Genomic DNA, 16,910 nt, shown 5'->3' on the forward strand with positions numbered 1-16,910 from the left:
TGCCGGCGGACGCGCCGCGTGAGCGTGGCTGAAAACCAGGCGACGGCCGGGCGCGGCAGCGCCCGCGCCACCGCCATTCTTTCGTCGATCGGCCGTTTCCTAGTCATCGCGATAACGACCTATCTCGGCCTGCTCGCGGTGACCTTCTTCATCGGCCGCGTCATTCCGATCGACCCGGTGCTGGCCGTGCTGGGCGACCGGGCTCCTACCGCCGTCGTCGAGCGCACGCGCCGCGAGATGGGCCTCGACCTGCCGCTGATCGAGCAGTTCTACATCTATGTGAAAAATGCCCTCAATGGCGATTTCGGCACATCGGTGCTGACCACCAATCCGGTGATGACCGATATTCGCCGCGCCTTTCCGGCGACCATCGAGCTGGCGACGCTTGGCACGCTGATCGGTGCAATCATTGGCGTGCCGCTTGGCGTTCTGGCGGCGGTCAGGCGCGGCAGCCTCATCGACCAGGTCGCGCGCATCATCGGCCTGATCGGCTATTCCGTGCCGGTCTTCTGGCTGGGGCTGCTTGGGCTCGTGCTGTTCTACGCCAAGCTCCGATGGGTCGCCTTTCCGGCCAGGCTCGATGTCGTCTACGAATACACTTTCACGCCGATCACCGGCTTTTACCTTCTCGACGCCGCGATGCAGGGGCAATGGGACGTCTTCTACGACGCCTTCCGCCACATCGTCCTGCCGGCCTCGTTGCTCGGCTATCTGTCGCTCGCCTATATCAGCCGCATGACCCGCTCCTTCATGCTGAACGAGCTGGGGCAGGAATATATCGTTGCAGCGCGTGCCAAGGGCCTGTCGGAAACGCGCATCATCTGGGGCCACGCGCTGCGTAACGCCGCGGTGCCGATGGTGACCGTGATTGCTCTTTCCTACGCCAACCTGCTCGAAGGCTCGGTGCTGACGGAGACCGTCTTTTCCTGGCCCGGCATCGGCCTCTACATCACCAATTCGCTGCAGAACGCCGACATGAACGCCGTGCTCGGCGGCACCATCGCTATCGGCTCGGTCTTCATCGCCATCAATCTTCTGTCCGACCTGCTCTACCGGCTGCTCGATCCAAGGACCAAGGCCGGATGAGTACCGAAGCAATCCAGAGCCGCCGCGACTGGCTGCTCAGCGAGCGGCCGGCCTCACGCATGCAGGCGCGGCTCGGTCGCGCCTATGTCGCCTGGCGGCGCTTTTCCGCCAACCGGCTGGCGTTTGTCGGCCTGCTCATCATCCTCGCGCTACTGGTGGTCGCGGCTTTCGCCGATGTGCTGGCGCCCTATTCGCCGACCATCGGCGACTTGAAGAACGCGCGCCTGCTGGCGCCGAGCGCCGCGCACTGGTTCGGCACCGACGACCTCGGCCGCGACATCTATTCGCGCATCATCTACGGCTCACGCTGGACGCTTTATGTGGTGATCCTGGTCGCCATCATAGCCGCGCCCGTCGGCCTGCTGGTCGGCACCGTCGCCGGCTATGCCGGCGGCTGGACCGACGCCATCCTGATGCGCATCACCGACATCTTCCTGGCCTTCCCGAAGCTGGTGCTGGCGCTGGCCTTCGTTGCCGCTCTTGGCCCCGGCATCGAAAACGCGGTGCTCGCCATCGCCATCACCTCCTGGCCGCCTTATGCCCGCATCGCCCGCGCCGAGACGCTGACGGTGCGCAATTCCGACTACATCAAGGCGGTGCAACTGATGGGTGCCTCGCCCTTCCGCATCGTGCTGCGCCACATCATGCCGCTGTGCATCTCCTCGCTGATCATCAGGGTGACGCTCGACATGGCCGGCATCATCCTCACCGCCGCCGGCCTTGGTTTCCTCGGCCTCGGCGCCCAGCCGCCGCTGCCCGAATGGGGCACCATGATCGCATCGGGCCGCCGCTTCATTCTCGACCAGTGGTGGGTGGCGGGTGCGCCGGGCTTCGCCATCCTCATCGTCAGTCTCGGCTTCAACCTGCTCGGCGACGGCCTGCGTGACGCGCTCGATCCCCGGAGCGGCGACCAATGAGCGGCAAGACGAGCACGTTGCTGGAGGTCGAGGACCTGCGCGTCAACTTTCCGACGCGCATCGGCCAGGTCCAGGCGGTGCGCGGCGTTTCCTTCTCGCTTGGCCGCGAGCGGCTGGGCATTGTCGGCGAGAGCGGCTCCGGCAAGTCGCAGACCGGCCGCGCCATCATGGGCCTGACGCCGCCGCAGGCGCAGGTGACGGCCAGGACGCTCGCTTTCGACGGCATCGACCTGCTTGCCGCGCCGGCGCGCGAGCGCCGGGCGCTGCGGGGAAAACGCATCGCCATGATCCTGCAGGATCCGAAATATTCGCTCGACCCGGTGATGAGCATCGGCCGCCAGATCGTCGAGACGCTGCGCACGCATGAGAAGGTCGGAAAGGCGGAAGCCCGCGACCGCGCGCTCGCCATGCTGGAGGCCGTGCAGATCCGCGACCCTTCGCGGGTTTTCGACCTGCATCCGCACGAAGTCTCCGGCGGCATGGGCCAGCGCGCCATGATCGCCATGATGCTGATTGCCGGTCCCGAGATGATGATCGCCGACGAGCCGACCTCGGCGCTCGACGTCACCGTGCAGCTCGACGTGCTCGGCATCCTCGACCGGCTGGTCAGCGAGCGCGGCATGGGGCTGATCTTCATCTCGCACGATTTGCGCCTGGTCTCCTCCTTCTGCGACCGGGTGATCGTCATGTATGCCGGCAAGGTGGTCGAGCAGCTCAAGGCATCGGAGCTCCGCGACGCGCAGCATCCCTACACGCGCGGCCTGCTCAACTGCATGCCCAGGATCGGCTTCGAACGCCACCCGCTGCCGGTACTCGACCGCAAGCCGGAGTGGGCGGTATGAATGCGGCGCTTTCCGTCGACGGGCTGGAGGTGATCTTCGACCGCTTCCGCGCGCTGAAGGGCGTCAGCCTCGAAGTCAGGTCAGGCGAGTCCTATGGGCTCGTCGGGGAATCCGGTTCCGGCAAGTCGACGCTGCTGAGGGCAATCGCGGGACTCGCGCCCGTCGCCTCCGGCAGCATCACCGTCAACGGCAAGAACCTCGGCAAGGGCCGCGACAAGGCCTTCTATCGCGAGGTGCAGATGGTCTTCCAGGATCCCTATGGCTCGCTGCATCCGCGCCAGACCGTCGACCGGCTGCTGCAGGAGCCGCTCGCCATCCATGGCTTCGCCGACGGCGAGAAGCGCATCGAGCGCGCGCTGGACGAGGTGGGCCTGGGCACCGGCTTCCGCTTCCGCTATGCGCATCAATTGTCAGGCGGCCAGCGCCAGCGCGTGGCGATCGCGCGTGCACTCATCCTCGAGCCGTCGATCCTGCTGCTCGACGAGCCGACCTCGGCGCTCGACGCGTCCGTGCAGGCGGAAGTGCTCAACCTCCTGGAAGAGGTCCGGCGGCGGCGCAAACTGACCTTCCTGATGGTCAGCCACGACCTCGCCATCATCACCCATATGTGCGAGCGGCTGATGGTCATGCAGAGCGGCGAGGCGGTGGAAAATCTCACGGCAAGCCAGCTTGTCGGACACCGCGTGACCAAGGATTATACGCGCAACCTGCTCAGGGCGAGCGAGGGGTTTGTAAGGACGGCGTGAGTCAAACTCAACTGTCAGCGACGCTAATGGCGGCAGGCCCAATCGCCTCCCGCCGGTGCCAACTTGAGGAAAACGTGAAATAAGGTCAGAACAACTCCCAGCAGTCATCCAAACGAGAACGGGCGCCGGCCCGGCGAGGGGCAAAAATGAAGAACTCAGCCATTTCCGAACGCAAGAACCAGTCGATCTCGCGCGGCGTCGGCATGACCACGCAGATCTATGCCGACCGCGCCGAGAATTCGGAGATCTGGGACGTCGAGGGCCGCCGCTATATCGACTTCTCGTCCGGCATCGCCGTCGTCAACACCGGCCACCGCCATCCCAAGGTGATCGAGGCGGTGAAGGCGCAGCTCGACCGCTTCACCCACACCTGCCACCAGGTGGTGCCCTATGAGAGCTATGTCAGGCTGGCCGAGCGGCTGAACGCCATGCTGCCCGGCAAGTTCGACAAGAAGACGATTTTCGTCACCACCGGCGCCGAGGCGGTCGAGAACGCCGTCAAGATCGCCCGCAACGCCACCGGTCGCCCAGCCGTCATCGCCTTTTCCGGCGGCTTCCATGGCCGCACCTTCATGGGCATGGCGCTGACCGGCAAGGTCGTGCCCTACAAGGTCGGCTTTGGCGCCATGCCGGCCGACGTCTTCCACGCACCGTTCCCGGTGGCGCTGCACGGCGTTTCCGTCGCCGACTCGCTGGCCGCACTCGACCGGCTGTTCAAGGCCGATGTCGACCCGGCCCGTGTCGCCGCCATCATCGTCGAGCCCGTGCAGGGCGAGGGCGGCTTCTACGAGGCGCCGCGCGACTTCATGACGGCGCTGCGCAAGATCTGCGACCAGCACGGCATGCTGTTGATCGCCGACGAGGTGCAGACCGGCTTTGCCCGCACCGGCAAGATGTTCGCCATGGATCACCATGAGGTGGCCGCCGACATCACCACCATGGCCAAGAGCCTGGCCGGCGGCTTTCCGCTGGCGGCGGTCACCGGCCGCGCCGAGATCATGGATGCGCCGAACCCCGGCGGGCTCGGCGGCACCTATGGCGGCAGCCCGATCGGCGTCGCCGCGGCACACGCCGTGCTCGACGTGATCGACGAGGAAAAGCTCTGCGACCGCGCCAATGCGCTGGGCGCCCGGCTGAAGCAGCGGCTGCAGTCGATCCGCGACGATGTGCCCGAGATCGTCGATATCCGGGGTCCGGGCTTCATGAACGCGGTCGAGTTCAACGACGTCAAGAAAGGCCTGCCCTCGGCGGAAATCGCCAATGCGGTCAGGCTGAAGGCGCTCGACAAGGGGCTGATCCTGCTCACCTGCGGCGTCTACGGCAATGTCATCCGCTTCCTCGCGCCGATCACCGTCCAGGACAACGTGATGAACGAAGCGCTCGACATTCTGGAAAGCTCGATCCGCGAAGTCTGCGCTGCCTGAACGGGCAGCGCCTCATTTCTCCTGGCGGCCTATGCCGAACGTGCCGTCAGGAGTTCGGATTCTGTAACCAGGCCGGATGCCGGATGGCTGGCTATCAGTTTGTAGGCATTCTGAAGGTCTTCGACATAGCTCAACGTCACATGAGAACCGACTTCGCGTGCATAAATCAAAAGCGTCCTCGATATCCCGCAAGGCAAGGTGTCGAGGAATAATTGTCTTTGTGGCCACCTGATTTATTGGTCCTGCGCTCGTTTTCGCAGCGCTGCGAAATAGTCGTCGTCAATGGGAGTGCCCGGCGCGGATGACGCGCCCTCAAGGAGCAAACCGCGCAGCCGTTGACGATCCTGATCGTGGCGGATCAATTCACGCACATACTCGCTGCTCGACCCATAGCCGCGATCCGCCACTTGCCGATCGACAAAATGCTTCAAGCTGTCAGGCAGGGAGATATTCATTGTGCTCATTGAGAGATCGTATTGCCGATGGCAAAATTGGCAACCCTAAGCACTCGCCTTGGCTGGCTCCTTCTGGAAGGCGGCCAGTGCCGCCTTCAGCCCATCGGGTCCCTCAGCCACGCTCTGCGGCGGCGGCGAGAAGCCGGCGCCGAGCATCTTGCGGCCGAGCATATGGTCGCCGGGCCGGTTGACCGATTCGATGCCGAGCAACCGGTCTGCGGCATAGTGGTAGATCGAGAATCTGTTCTCGCCGAGGTCGCCCAATACGACATGGCTGTCACCGCCCGAGGTCAGGCCGACCATCTGCAGCTTCATGTCGCCAATGTCGGACCAGAACCACGGCACCGCGGCAAAGGCGTCCGCATGGCCGAGAATGGTGCGCGCGGCAAGCCGCGCCTGGTCGGTGGCGTTCTGCACCGATTCCAGCCGCACATCCGCGCCGGTGAACCAGTGCCGGTAGGACGCCGCATCGCCGATGGCGAGGATTTCGGGCACCGAACTCCGCATCTGCTGGTCGACGCGGATGCCGTTGGCGATCGCGATGCCGGCGGCTTGCGCCAGCTCGACATTCGGCACCACGCCGATGCCGATGATGACCATTTGCGCCGGCAGCCTTTCGCCGGACGACGTCACCGCTGCCGAGACGCGGCCGTTTTCGCCTTCCAGCCGGGAAATTGTGGTGCCGGTGAGGATGCGCACGCCGCTAGCTTCCAGGCGCTGCCGCACATGGCTGGCGATGACCGGCGCTACCGCGCGGCCGAGCAGCCGGTCGACAGCTTCGACGACGGTCACCTTGCGGCCGGCGGCCTTGAGCGTCGCGGCGATCTCCAGCCCGATGAAGCCGCCGCCGAGAATGACGACATCCTCGCTTTGCGCGCTCAGCTCGCGGATCAGCCGCGCGTCGGCGAGCGAGCGCAGCGAGACCACGCCGGCAAGATCGACGCCTGGCAAAGGCAGCACGCGCGGCCGCGAGCCGGTCGCCAGGATCAGCCGGTCGAAGGGCAGCATGCCGCCGCCCGATATTTCCAGCCTTTGGCCTGCGGCATCGATGCGCTCGACCTTGATGCCTGGCCGGTAGTCGATGGTGCTGCCTGTGTAGAACGCCTCGCCGCGCAGCGGCTGCGGTTTGGCTTCCTGGTCCTTGATGAAGGTCTTCGACAGCGGTGGCTTGTGGTAAGGCAGCTCGCTCTCGTCGCCGACAAGGATCACGGGCCCGTCGTAACCCTCCTCGCGCAGGCTGGCGGCCGCTTGTACGCCCGCGTGACCCGCACCGACAATGACCACACCGTTCTTCATCGCAGCCCGATTTTCTTTTTCGATTCTACGATTCTAGGACGTCCCGCCAGGTGGCGATTGTCTGGCGCCGCCGCAAGAGCCCTGGTCGGGGTCGCACCCGGAATGGCCGCCTGTCAATCGCGATCTCATCGCAAACCCGGTGCGTGAGGCATTTAAAGTTGATATTTCTAGTTTAGAATTATTCTAAACTGTTGTTTCAATTGATTTTTCTCTTCGATGCCAGTTGACTTCCGGCTCCTTCATCGTGTTATGGAAGCTTGCGCGTCAAGCGCATCCCTTTGATGTCTGGGCCTTGAACCCTTTCGATTGGAGGCATTTCGGTGTCTTTCTTACGCGAACCGCGCAATGGCGCGGCGTCTCTTGCCTTTGAAGGCATGCGAATGCCTTGGGGCCCGTCGGCGCGTGCGCCTTTTACTGAATTTCCAAGAAACTGGAGAACGATGATGACAGTACGCAATGGCGGCAGGCTGGCTGCGATCTGCGCTACGGCTATGTTGACGGCGGCGGTGTTCATGCTGCCGGCCAAGGCCGAAACCGATGCCAAGGCAGTCATCAAGACCTATTCCGACATCGCGCTGGCCAAATATGAGGATTCGCTGACCACCGCCCAGGCGCTCGACAAAGCGGTCGACGCGCTGCTCGCCAGGCCGTCGGTGGAAACGCTGAACGCCGCCCGCGAGGCCTGGAAGGCGTCGCGCGTTCCCTATCAGCAGACCGAGGTCTACCGTTTCGGCAACAAGATCGTCGACGACTGGGAGGGCAAGGTGAATGCCTGGCCGCTGGACGAAGGCCTGATCGACTATGTTGCCAAGAGCTACGGCACCGAGTCCGACGCCAACTCGCTCTACTCCGCCAATGTGATCGCCAACAAGGAGATCGAGATCGACGGCAAGAAGGTCGACGCCACGAACCTGACGCCGGAGTTCCTCTCCGGCACGCTTCAGGAGGCCGGCGGCATCGAGGCCAATGTCGCCACCGGCTATCACGCCATCGAATTCCTGCTCTGGGGCCAGGACCTGCACGGCACCGGCCCGGGCGCCGGCGAGCGGCTCTATACGGACTACGACCTTGCCAATTGCACCGGTGGCAATTGCGACCGCCGCGCGCAGTACTTGAAGTCGGCGAGCGACCTTCTGGTTTCCGACCTGCAGGACATGGTCAATGACTGGAAGGAAGGCGGCGCCGCCCGCAAGAACCTCGTCGACGGCGAACCCAATGCCGGCATCTCGACCATCTTCACCGGCATGGGCTCGCTGTCCTATGGCGAATTGGCCGGCGAGCGCATGAAGCTCGGCCTGCTGCTGCACGATCCGGAGGAAGAGCACGACTGCTTCTCCGACAACACCTACAACTCCCATCTCTATGACGTGATCGGCATCCGCGCCGCCTATCATGCCAGCTACGTCAGGCTCGACGGCAGCGTCGTCGAGGGGCCGTCGGTGTCCGACATGGTCAAGGCCGCCGATCCGGCGATCGACAAGGAACTCTCGGACAAGCTGGATGTCACTGTCGCCAAGGTGGAGGCGATCAAGGCGCGGGCGGTTGCCGGCGAGGCCTATGACCAGCAGATCGCCGAAGGCAACACCGAAGGCAATGCCACCGTGCAGGCGGCGATCGATGCGCTGATCGACCAGACCAAGTCGATCGAACGCGCCGTAGGCTCCCTGAAACTCAATGCCATCGCCTTCGAGGGCTCCGACAGCCTCGACGCGCCGGACAAGGTGTTCCAGTAAGCCTTGAGCACGATCCCGAAGGGCGGACCTTCAGGATCGTCCTCCATCAAAACCAGCCACACGGCGCCTGGGAACGCCGTCAGCCAGAGCAAATAAATGCTGATCTGCCATTGCAACATCATCACCGAGAAGGAGATTGAGCAGACGATCGTCGGCCTGCTGGATCAGGATCCCTGGCAACTTATCGTGCCGGCGAAGATCTATCATGCCATGCAGAAGCGCGGCCGCTGTTGCGGCTGCTTCCCAAATGTGGTCGAAACGATCATTCGGGTAACCGAGAACTACCACGCCCGTTCGGAGGCGAGCGGCGTGGACATCGTTTCACACCTGGATCGCGTCAGAGGCCTGCGCATCCAATACGGGAGCAGAACCCATGAAGGGCGAAAAGCAGATCATCGAGCGGCTTAACGAGGCTCTGTTTCTGGAGCTTGGAGCCGTCAACCAGTACTGGGTGCATTTCCGGCTGCTGGAAGACTGGGGATACGCCAAGCTGGCAAAGAAGGAACGCGCCGAATCGATCGAAGAGATGCACCATGCCGACCGGCTCGTGGCCCGCATCATCTTCCTGGAAGGGCACCCTAACCTGCAGTCCGTGGCGCCGCTGCGCATCGGGCAGAATGTCAAGGAAGTGCTCGAATCCGATCTTGCCGGCGAATATGACGCGCGCACCGCCTACAAGCGGTCGCGCGAGATTTGCGAAGAAGCAGGCGACTACGTGTCGATGAAACTGTTCGAGGATTTGCTGTCGGACGAGGAAGGTCACATCGACTTCCTCGAGACCCAGCTCGACCTGCTCGCCTCGATCGGCGAGGAAAAATACGGCCAGCTCAACGCCGCATCGGCGGACGAATCGGATTAAGGACATGCGGGAATGCGGCGCCCCCTAGCATTCTTGCGCCGCTTGCGGCGGGCCGGGAATTTCGGCCTGCCGTCCCTTCAGAACCCGCGATATCGATTGCTTCGCGGGCTTTCGTTTGCCGTTTTGGCGTCGTTTGCCGCCTCGGCCCTGGCCGGCCCGCCGGAATCGGCGGGCCTCGCCACCAGCCGCACCGACCTGACGCCGAAGGATCTGGCGCGCGTCATCGCCGTCACCAGGCCGACCACTGATTTTTCCAGGCCCGAGCAGTTCGAGCTTATGCAGGGCGGCGCCGGCACGTCGCGCAAGGACGTCAACCGCGACGCCTTCTCGCAATCCTCCGCAAACATCACCTTCGAGGAAGAAGGCACGTTCAAGCTCGGCAACGCCCTTTTCCGCAAGAACTGGGTGTCGTCGCCCTCCTCGACGCAGGCCTCGGACGGGCTTGGCCCGCTATTCAACGAACGGGCTTGCCAGAATTGCCATCTGAAGGACGGCCGCGGCCATCCGCCGGAAGGCGACACGCGCACCACCTCGATGTTCCTGCGGCTGGCGCGCGATGCGAGCAATGAGGAGGAGAAAGCCGCGCTCGCCGACCGTAAGGTGCTCAATTTCCCCGATCCGGTCTACGGCTCGCAACTGCAGGAACTGGCGGTGCCGGGCCTCAAGGGCGAGGGCAGAATGCATGTCGACTACAGGGAAGAAAAGGTGACGCTCGGCGACGGCAGCATCGTTTCGCTACGCAAGCCGAGTTACACCGTGGACAGTCTGGGATACGGGCCGCTCGACCCGCACACTAGGCTGTCGCCGCGCCTCACGCCGCCGATGATCGGCCTCGGCCTGATCGAGCAGATCGCGCCGGCCGACATCCTTGCCCATGCCGATCCGGACGACCGCGACGGTGACGGCATTTCCGGCAAGCCCAACATCGTGCGCGATAGCCGTAGCGGCGAGCTGACGCTCGGCCGCTTCGGCTGGAAGGCGCAGACGCCATCGATCCGCGAGCAGGCGGCGGATGCATTCTCGGGCGACATTGGCATCTCGACGCCCGAAATGCCGAAAAGCGAGGGCGACTGCACCGCTGCCGAAAAGCCATGTCTTGCCATGCCGAACGGTGTGCAGAAGCGCCTCGGTCCGGTCGAGGCGCCGCCGCCGGTCATGGACCTCGTTACCTTCTACTCGCAAAACCTTGCGGTCCCGGCGCGGCGCGATCTCGATACGCGGCAAGTGCTCGCCGGCAAGAAGCTGTTCTACGACATGGGCTGCATCTCCTGCCACGCGCCGAAATTCGTCACCCGTCGCGACGCGCCCAACAAGGCGCAAGCCTTCCAGCTGATCTGGCCGTATTCCGACTTCCTGCTGCACGACATGGGGCCGGGTCTGGCCGATGGGCAGGCCGTGGGCGAGGCGACGGGCAGCGAATGGCGCACTCCGCCGCTATGGGGGATCGGCCTGACCGAGATCGTCAACGGCAACAATTTCTTCCTGCATGACGGGCGCGCCCGCACCTTGGCCGAGGCCATTCTTTGGCATGGCGGCGAGGCACGGAAGGCGCGCGACCGCTTTGCCGCCGCCGATGCGGTCGCCCGCGATGCGCTGGTCAAATTCCTGGAGTCGCTCTGATGCTGAAACGTCTTTTGCCTGCGCTTGTTCTGCCGTTGGTTCTGTTTGGCGCCCACCCGGCGTCGGCGGCGGTGAAGGCCCCTGAAATCATCCAGCGAGCAATCGACGGCTTTGTCCGACCGGCCTACGCCAGCTTGCACCAGCACGCTGAAACCTTGACCAGATCGATGCGCAATCTGTGCGCCGCGCCCTCGCAAAAGGAGCTCGATGCGGCGCGCGCCGCGTTTTCGGCCACGGTCGATGCCTGGTCGGTCGCCGAGATCATCGGTTTCGGACCGATCAAGGAGAACAACCGGCTGGAACGCATGCTTTACTGGCCGGACCGCAAAAGCATCGGCCTGAAGCAGGTGCAGGCGGCATTGGCCGGCAAGGATCCAACCGCCACCGACCCGGTGCAACTGGCCGGCAAGAGCGTCGCCATGCAAGGGCTCGGCGCCCTGGAATTCGTGCTTCACGGCGACGGCGCGGAAACGCTCGCCGGCAAGGACGATCCCTATCGTTGCGCCTATGGCGCGGCCGTCGCCGGCAACATCGAGACGATTGCCGCCGATGTCAGCGATGCCTGGAACAAGCCTGACGGATTTGCCGCGCTCTGGGCCAATCCGGGGCCGCAAAATGCGCTTTACCGCGACGGCACTGAAGCCGTGACCGAACTGGTCGGCGTCTTCATCAACGAGCTGGAGATGGTCCGCGACGTGCGGCTGAAAGGGTTTTTCGGCGGCAGCCCGGAGACCGACAAGCCGAAGCAGGCGATCTACTGGCGCTCCGAAAACACGACACCTTCGCTGGCCGGGAATCTGTCGGGGATGGACGCGCTGTTCCAGGCCTCGCGGCTCGGCGACGCGCTGCCGCCCGACGCGCGCTGGATGGCGGAATCGATCCATATCCAGCTCGTCAACGGGGCCGCCGACGCCACGGCCATCAAAGGCCCGATTGGCAAAGCTCTTGCCGACCCCGCGCAACGCCAGAAGCTCGACCACTTCTCGCTGGTGACATCCAGCCTGACGACCCTGATCGGCACAAGGCTGACCGCTGAATTCGGCCTGACCGCCGGGTTTTCCTCGCTGGATGGGGACTGAGCATGGTTGCCATGCGCACACCTTTGATCGACCGCCGTGATTTCCTCAAGGCCGCAGGCGCGGGTTTCATCGCGGCGATGGCGCCTTCGGCCTGGGCAAGGACGCTTGGCACGGATGCCGTCTTCGCCACCGCCTTCGTCAAGCGTGACGGCAGCTATGGCGCGGCGGTCCTGTCCGAGGCCGGCAAGCTGCTGCACGCGATCGATCTGCCCGACCGCGGCCACGACGTCACCTTCGATCCGGTATCGAAGCGCTCGGTGATCTTTGCCAGGCAGCCCGGTACCTTTGCCGTGGTCTTCGATCACACCGGCCGCGCCGCGCCGCTGACCATTGCCAGCATCCCCGGCCGGCATTTCTTCGGTCATGGCGTATTCTCGGTCGACGGTACGCTGCTCTATGCCACCGAGAACGATTTCGACAATGCCGCCGGCGTCGTCGGCGTTTATGACGCGCGCGAAAAATTCAAGCGTGTGGGCGAGTTCCCGACCTACGGCATGGGGCCGCACGAGCTTTTGCTGCTGGGCGACGGCCGAACGATCGCCGTCGCCAATGGCGGCATCGAAACCCATCCGGACTATGGCCGCGCCGAGCTCAACATCGCGACGATGAAGCCGTCCTATGTGCTGGTCGACAGGATCACCGGTGACCTCATCGAAAAGCACGAACTGCCGCCGAAGCTGCACCAATTGTCGATCCGCCACATGGATGCCGACCAGTCCGGCACGATCTGGTTCGGTTGCCAGTACCGGGGGCCGGGCACCGATAGTCCGCTGCTGGTCGGCCGCGCCGCGCGCGGCAAGGAATTGCAACTGCTCCACATGCCGCAAGACGTGCTCTCGGGCTTCAGGAATTATATCGGCTCGGTCGCGGCGAACCCTGCCGCCGGCACTGTTGCCGTGTCCTCGCCGGAAGGCAATTCGCTGGCCGTCATCGACGCAGCCAGCGGTCGCATCCTTGCTACCAGCACACTGGTCGAAGTCTGTGGCGTGGCGCCGGATGGAACGAGCTTCATGGCAACGACAGGCACGGGCGAAATCGTCGAGGCGGGCGGTGCGACGCGCTCCGAGCCGGACTATGTCTGGGACAACCACATGTTGCGCATCGAGCAGGTTGCTTAGCGCTCCTGGTTTTCCCGAAGGTTATGTTCGTCGAACCTTACCTTCGGACCAGGCCGAAGCGAAGCCGTCAAACGATTTATGCATTATCCCCTTGCGGGCACGGGCCATGGCAGGCAGAGGGGAACCACTGTCTTTCGAACCCATGCTCCAACCGGCCGCCTCATGAAGTTGCTTGCCATCGACTGTGCCGCCAATCTTTGCGCCGTCTGCGTCTATGACGCGGTGGCCGGCAAGGAGCTTGGCCGCTCGGTGCTCGATCTCGGCAAGGGGCATGCCGAGCATCTGATGGCAGTCATCGATGAGGCGTTGAAAGCCGCTGGAACCAGTTATGCCGGCCTTGGCGCCATCGCTGTCTCCGTCGGCCCAGGTTCCTTCACCGGCCTGCGCGTTGGCGTGTCGGCGGCGCGTGGCCTGGCGCTGGCGCTGAAAATCCCGGCAATTGGCGTCACGACGCTGGAAGCACTGGCGGCGGAGGCGGTGACGACGTTTCCCGGCCGCGCGGCCCTTGCCGCCCTTGACGCCGGGCGCGAGGAAATCCACGCGGCATTTTACGACGAAGGCTCGGTTCTGCGCTATGGTCCGGCGGTGACCACGCTCTCGGAAGTAGTCGCCATGGCGGTTGACGGTTCTGCGATTCTTGCCGGCACGGCGGCAACGCAGGTCGCCGCATCGGCTGGCCGAACCTTCGACATCGGTCCGACAAGCGCCACTGCCGACATCGCCGTCTATGCCCGGCTGGGTGCTGCCCAATATGCCGATAAAAAGCGCCAAGGCGAAAAGCCAAAGCCGCTTTACTTGCGCGGAGCCGATGCAAAGCCGCAGGCGGGTTTTATTCTAGCGAGACAAAAAAACTGATGCGCATTCCTTTCCTCCAGCCTCGCCGCAGGGACTATGCGCTCGAACCGCTGACGATTGCCGACAGCCCGGCCGTTTCCGTGCTGCATCGCGAGGATTTCGTCCGGCCGTGGACAGATGGCGAGTTCGCCGCGCTGCTCGAGCAGGACACGGTGTTCGGCTACGCTGCCCGCGAGACCGGACAGGGCGGCAAGCCGCCGGTCGGCTTCGTGCTGGCGCGGTTGGCGGCCGGCGAGGGCGAGATCCTCACTGTCGCGGTGGCGCGTTCCCATCGCCGCCAGGGGCTCGGCTGGCAATTGATGGATGCCGTGCTGCGCGAGCTGCATGCGCAGCGCGCCGAAGCGCTTTTCCTCGAGGTCGACGAGACCAATACCGCCGCCATCGCGCTCTACCGGCGGCTGGGCTTCCGCGAGGTCGGCAAGCGCGCCAATTACTACAGATCGCCGGAGCACGGCCCCACCGGCGCGCTTGTCATGCGCCGCGATCTTCGCTAGCGCAGGCCCGAAAGTGGACGCACGTAGTTCTAGAAGCTGGGACAGGGCCAGGACCGCATGATCGGAAAAATCAGGATTTCGATGGCGCTGGGCCTCGTCGTCGCCGGCTCATCGATCCTCGTGCCGTTGCAGATCCTGTCGATGAAGACCGGCTGGTGGCCGGAAACCATCATCCTCAAGATATGGCACAGGCTGATCGTCAGGGCGCTGGGCATGCGCATCCATGTCAGGGGTGCGTTGTCCGACAGGCGTCCGCTGCTGGTTGCGTCCAACCACATCTCCTGGACCGACATCATGGTGCTCGGCTCCATGGTCGACGTGAAGTTCATCGCCCGGGCTGACATGGAAGGCTGGCCGCTGATCGGCATGCTGTCCAAACTGCAGCGCACTGTCTTCATCGAGCGCGAGCGCAAACGTTCATCGGGCGACCAGGCGAGCGAGATCGCCAGCCGCATGGCCAAGGGCGACGCCATGGTGCTGTTTGCCGAAGGCTCGACCGGCGACGGCAACATGGTCCTGCCGTTCAAGAGCACGCTGTTCGGCGCCGCTTCGATGGCGATCTCCGAAGGTGCTGCGGAACAGGTCTTCATCCAGCCGGTGGCGATCGTCTATACGCGCCTGCACGGCGTGCCGCTCGGCCGCCGCCACCGACCGATCGCCGCCTGGATCGGCGATGAGGATCTGATGCCTCACCTCAAGGTGCTGATGGCGCAAGGCGGTCTCGACGTCGAGGTGCATTTCGGCGATCCCGTTGCCTTTTCCAAGGGCTCCAACCGCAAGGAAACGGCAAGGCTGATGGAAAGCCAGGTGCGTGACATGATGCGGGCGGCGCTCGCCGACCCGCGTCCGAGCCGGTAAGCCGGAACAGGATCAGGCAGAATCGTCTGTTTTTTGTCACGGAAAGGCGTTAAAAGCCGCCGGATGGATTTGAACACGATAGAGCGGAACGACACCGACATTACCGCCGAAAGCACGGCGTTGCCGTCCGCCGCAGCCAAAAAGGTCTTCGTCAAGACCTATGGCTGCCAGATGAACGTCTACGATTCGCAGCGCATGACCGATGCGCTGGCGGCCGATGGCTATGTCGCCACGGACGCCATCGGCGAGGCCGATCTGGTGCTGCTCAACACCTGCCATATCCGTGAAAAGGCGGCGGAAAAGGTCTATTCCGAGCTCGGCCGCATCCGCGAGATGAAGGCCGAACGGGCTCAGGCCGGGCGCGAGATGCTGATCGGCGTTGCCGGCTGCGTGGCGCAGGCCGAGGGGGCCGAGATCATCCGCCGCTCGCCGGCCGTCGATCTGGTCATCGGCCCGCAGACCTATCACCGTCTGCCCGATGTCCTGGCACGGGTGCGCGGCGGCGAAAAGATCGTCGAGACCGACTACGCCATCGAAGACAAATTCGATCATTTGCCGCAGCCCCGGCGCGCCGAGATCATCAAGCGTGGCGTTACCGCCTTCCTCACCGTTCAGGAAGGTTGCGACAAGTTCTGCACCTTCTGCGTCGTGCCCTATACGCGCGGCTCCGAGGTTTCACGGCCGGTTGCGCAGATCGTCGCCGAGGCCGAACGGCTGGCGGCAGCCGGCGTGCGCGAGGTGACGCTGCTTGGCCAGAACGTTAATGCCTGGCATGGCCAGGGCGACAACGGCCTGGAATGGGGCCTTGGCCGGCTGCTGTTCAGGCTGGCCGAGATCCCCGGCCTGGCGCGGCTGCGCTACACCACCAGCCATCCGCGCGATATGGACGACGAGCTGATATCGGCTCATCGCGACCTGCCTTCGTTGATGCCTTATTTGCATCTGCCCGTGCAATCGGGCTCGGATCGCATCCTCAAGGCAATGAACCGCAGGCACACGGCAAAAGACTATCTGGCGCTGCTCGACCGCATCCGTGCCGCGCGGCCGGATATCGCGCTTTCCGGTGATTTCATCGTCGGCTTCCCCGGCGAGACGGAAGCGGATTTCGAGGCGACGATGGAACTCGTGCGCCAGGTGAACTACGCCTCGGCGTTCTCGTTCAAATATTCGCCGCGCCCCGGCACCCCGGGGGCCGAGATGGCCGACCACGTGCCGGAAGCGGTCAAGGACGAGCGCCTGCAGCGGCTTCAGGCGCTGCTTTTGCAACAGCAGCAGGAATTCGGCTTGAGCCTGGTCGGCCGCACCATCGATACACTGATCGAGAAGCCGGGCCGCCAGGCCGGCCAGAAGGTCGGCCGCTCGCCCTGGCTGCAGCCGGTTATTGTTGATGAAAAGGCCGGCGAAATCGGTGACATTATCCAGGTGCGAATCACGAAGACGGGCTACAACAGCCTGTTCGCCGAATTGGCCTGAGGGTCTCGGCAGATGAGGAGAGACGGTTGAGCGCTGCGGAAGTGAAGAACCTGCC

General features: G+C 64.1%; 17 protein-coding genes. 15 read left to right on the forward strand and 2 right to left on the reverse strand.

Translation table 11 applies throughout. The annotated features are described in order from the left end of the window. Window positions 1–18 precede the first annotated feature (18 nt). From C9427_RS12170 to C9427_RS12190, 5 genes are all read left to right on the forward strand, one after another. A complete protein-coding gene (locus C9427_RS12170; protein WP_107649409.1) occupies window positions 19–1,086 on the forward strand; it encodes an ABC transporter permease in 1,068 nt (355 codons plus the stop codon). Then, window positions 1,083–2,003 (forward strand): nickel transporter permease, encoded by a 921-nt coding sequence (gene nikC / locus C9427_RS12175; RefSeq protein ID WP_107649410.1) that lies wholly within the window; start codon window positions 1,083–1,085, stop codon window positions 2,001–2,003. Before C9427_RS12170 ends, nikC begins: the two co-directional genes overlap by 4 nt. After that, on the forward strand, window positions 2,000–2,845 hold the full coding sequence (locus C9427_RS12180; RefSeq protein ID WP_107649411.1) for an ABC transporter ATP-binding protein: 846 nt from the start codon (window positions 2,000–2,002) through the stop codon (window positions 2,843–2,845). Before nikC ends, C9427_RS12180 begins: the two co-directional genes overlap by 4 nt. Continuing rightward, complete coding sequence (locus C9427_RS12185) at window positions 2,842–3,591, forward strand: ABC transporter ATP-binding protein (RefSeq protein ID WP_107649412.1); 750 nt, start codon at window positions 2,842–2,844, stop codon at window positions 3,589–3,591. Before C9427_RS12180 ends, C9427_RS12185 begins: the two co-directional genes overlap by 4 nt. A gap of 146 nt (window positions 3,592–3,737) precedes the next feature. Beyond that, complete coding sequence (locus C9427_RS12190; protein ID WP_107649413.1) at window positions 3,738–5,015, forward strand: 4-aminobutyrate--2-oxoglutarate transaminase; 1,278 nt, start codon at window positions 3,738–3,740, stop codon at window positions 5,013–5,015. A gap of 233 nt (window positions 5,016–5,248) precedes the next feature. Here C9427_RS12190 and C9427_RS12195 read toward each other — a convergent pair whose 3' ends face one another. Both C9427_RS12195 and C9427_RS12200 read right to left on the reverse strand, forming a co-directional pair. Further along, window positions 5,249–5,479, reverse strand: coding sequence for a type II toxin-antitoxin system ParD family antitoxin (locus tag C9427_RS12195; RefSeq protein WP_107649414.1), 231 nt, complete (start codon window positions 5,477–5,479; stop codon window positions 5,249–5,251). A gap of 36 nt (window positions 5,480–5,515) precedes the next feature. Then, window positions 5,516–6,766: an NAD(P)/FAD-dependent oxidoreductase gene (locus tag C9427_RS12200; protein ID WP_107649415.1), complete on the reverse strand. Its 1,251-nt coding sequence runs from the start codon at window positions 6,764–6,766 to the stop codon at window positions 5,516–5,518. 443 nt (window positions 6,767–7,209) lie between these two features. Here C9427_RS12200 and C9427_RS12205 point away from each other — a divergent pair, with 443 nt between their 5' ends. The 10 genes from C9427_RS12205 to miaB all read left to right on the forward strand — a co-directional run bounded on the left by C9427_RS12205 (window position 7,210) and on the right by miaB (window position 16,855). Beyond that, window positions 7,210–8,499 (forward strand): imelysin family protein, encoded by a 1,290-nt coding sequence (locus C9427_RS12205; protein ID WP_107649478.1) that lies wholly within the window; start codon window positions 7,210–7,212, stop codon window positions 8,497–8,499. Between the two features lie 96 nt (window positions 8,500–8,595). Further along, window positions 8,596–8,907, forward strand: coding sequence for a (2Fe-2S)-binding protein (locus C9427_RS12210; protein WP_006338010.1), 312 nt, complete (start codon window positions 8,596–8,598; stop codon window positions 8,905–8,907). Beyond that, window positions 8,873–9,358, forward strand: a complete 486-nt coding sequence (gene bfr / locus C9427_RS12215) for a bacterioferritin (RefSeq protein ID WP_107649416.1) — start codon at window positions 8,873–8,875, stop codon at window positions 9,356–9,358. The genes C9427_RS12210 and bfr overlap by 35 nt, the downstream gene beginning before the upstream one ends. Window positions 9,359–9,370: 12 nt before the next feature. Next, window positions 9,371–10,978 (forward strand): di-heme oxidoreductase family protein, encoded by a 1,608-nt coding sequence (locus C9427_RS12220; protein ID WP_107649417.1) that lies wholly within the window; start codon window positions 9,371–9,373, stop codon window positions 10,976–10,978. Continuing rightward, window positions 10,978–12,057, forward strand: a complete 1,080-nt coding sequence (locus C9427_RS12225; RefSeq protein WP_107649418.1) for an imelysin family protein — start codon at window positions 10,978–10,980, stop codon at window positions 12,055–12,057. The genes C9427_RS12220 and C9427_RS12225 overlap by 1 nt, the downstream gene beginning before the upstream one ends. Before the next feature lie 11 nt (window positions 12,058–12,068). After that, a complete protein-coding gene (locus tag C9427_RS12230) occupies window positions 12,069–13,175 on the forward strand; it encodes a DUF1513 domain-containing protein (RefSeq protein WP_107649479.1) in 1,107 nt (368 codons plus the stop codon). A gap of 162 nt (window positions 13,176–13,337) precedes the next feature. Further along, on the forward strand, window positions 13,338–14,030 hold the full coding sequence (gene tsaB / locus C9427_RS12235; protein ID WP_107649419.1) for a tRNA (adenosine(37)-N6)-threonylcarbamoyltransferase complex dimerization subunit type 1 TsaB: 693 nt from the start codon (window positions 13,338–13,340) through the stop codon (window positions 14,028–14,030). Further along, window positions 14,030–14,524 carry a ribosomal protein S18-alanine N-acetyltransferase gene (rimI, locus tag C9427_RS12240; protein WP_107649420.1) on the forward strand — a complete coding sequence of 165 codons (495 nt, stop codon included), beginning with the start codon at window positions 14,030–14,032 and terminating at the stop codon, window positions 14,522–14,524. The genes tsaB and rimI overlap by 1 nt, the downstream gene beginning before the upstream one ends. A 57-nt stretch (window positions 14,525–14,581) precedes the next feature. Then, window positions 14,582–15,382, forward strand: a complete 801-nt coding sequence (olsA, locus tag C9427_RS12245) for a lyso-ornithine lipid O-acyltransferase (RefSeq protein WP_107649421.1) — start codon at window positions 14,582–14,584, stop codon at window positions 15,380–15,382. Between the two features lie 63 nt (window positions 15,383–15,445). Next, window positions 15,446–16,855, forward strand: coding sequence for a tRNA (N6-isopentenyl adenosine(37)-C2)-methylthiotransferase MiaB (miaB, locus tag C9427_RS12250; protein ID WP_107649422.1), 1,410 nt, complete (start codon window positions 15,446–15,448; stop codon window positions 16,853–16,855). The last annotated feature ends 55 nt before the right edge of the window (window positions 16,856–16,910 follow it).

Source organism: Mesorhizobium helmanticense (assembly GCF_003034915.1).
Lineage (GTDB): Bacteria > Pseudomonadota > Alphaproteobacteria > Rhizobiales > Rhizobiaceae > Mesorhizobium > Mesorhizobium helmanticense.

Excerpts from the sequence above, each read along its gene's own strand:
- C9427_RS12210 (WP_006338010.1), top strand. The coding sequence starts at position 8,596 with ATGCTGATCTGCCATTGCAACATCATCACCGAGAAGGAGATTGAGCAG.
- rimI (WP_107649420.1), top strand. The coding sequence starts at position 14,030 with ATGCGCATTCCTTTCCTCCAGCCTCGCCGCAGGGACTATGCGCTCGAA.
- C9427_RS12185 (WP_107649412.1), top strand. The coding sequence starts at position 2,842 with ATGAATGCGGCGCTTTCCGTCGACGGGCTGGAGGTGATCTTCGACCGC.
- C9427_RS12200 (WP_107649415.1), bottom strand. The coding sequence starts at position 6,766 with ATGAAGAACGGTGTGGTCATTGTCGGTGCGGGTCACGCGGGCGTACAA.
- bfr (WP_107649416.1), top strand. The coding sequence starts at position 8,873 with ATGAAGGGCGAAAAGCAGATCATCGAGCGGCTTAACGAGGCTCTGTTT.
- C9427_RS12205 (WP_107649478.1), top strand. The coding sequence starts at position 7,210 with ATGACAGTACGCAATGGCGGCAGGCTGGCTGCGATCTGCGCTACGGCT.
- C9427_RS12230 (WP_107649479.1), top strand. The coding sequence starts at position 12,069 with ATGCGCACACCTTTGATCGACCGCCGTGATTTCCTCAAGGCCGCAGGC.
- tsaB (WP_107649419.1), top strand. The coding sequence starts at position 13,338 with ATGAAGTTGCTTGCCATCGACTGTGCCGCCAATCTTTGCGCCGTCTGC.
- nikC (WP_107649410.1), top strand. The coding sequence starts at position 1,083 with ATGAGTACCGAAGCAATCCAGAGCCGCCGCGACTGGCTGCTCAGCGAG.
- miaB (WP_107649422.1), top strand. The coding sequence starts at position 15,446 with ATGGATTTGAACACGATAGAGCGGAACGACACCGACATTACCGCCGAA.
- C9427_RS12180 (WP_107649411.1), top strand. The coding sequence starts at position 2,000 with ATGAGCGGCAAGACGAGCACGTTGCTGGAGGTCGAGGACCTGCGCGTC.
- C9427_RS12220 (WP_107649417.1), top strand. The coding sequence starts at position 9,371 with ATGCGGCGCCCCCTAGCATTCTTGCGCCGCTTGCGGCGGGCCGGGAAT.
- olsA (WP_107649421.1), top strand. The coding sequence starts at position 14,582 with ATGATCGGAAAAATCAGGATTTCGATGGCGCTGGGCCTCGTCGTCGCC.
- C9427_RS12190 (WP_107649413.1), top strand. The coding sequence starts at position 3,738 with ATGAAGAACTCAGCCATTTCCGAACGCAAGAACCAGTCGATCTCGCGC.
- C9427_RS12195 (WP_107649414.1), bottom strand. The coding sequence starts at position 5,479 with ATGAGCACAATGAATATCTCCCTGCCTGACAGCTTGAAGCATTTTGTC.
- C9427_RS12225 (WP_107649418.1), top strand. The coding sequence starts at position 10,978 with ATGCTGAAACGTCTTTTGCCTGCGCTTGTTCTGCCGTTGGTTCTGTTT.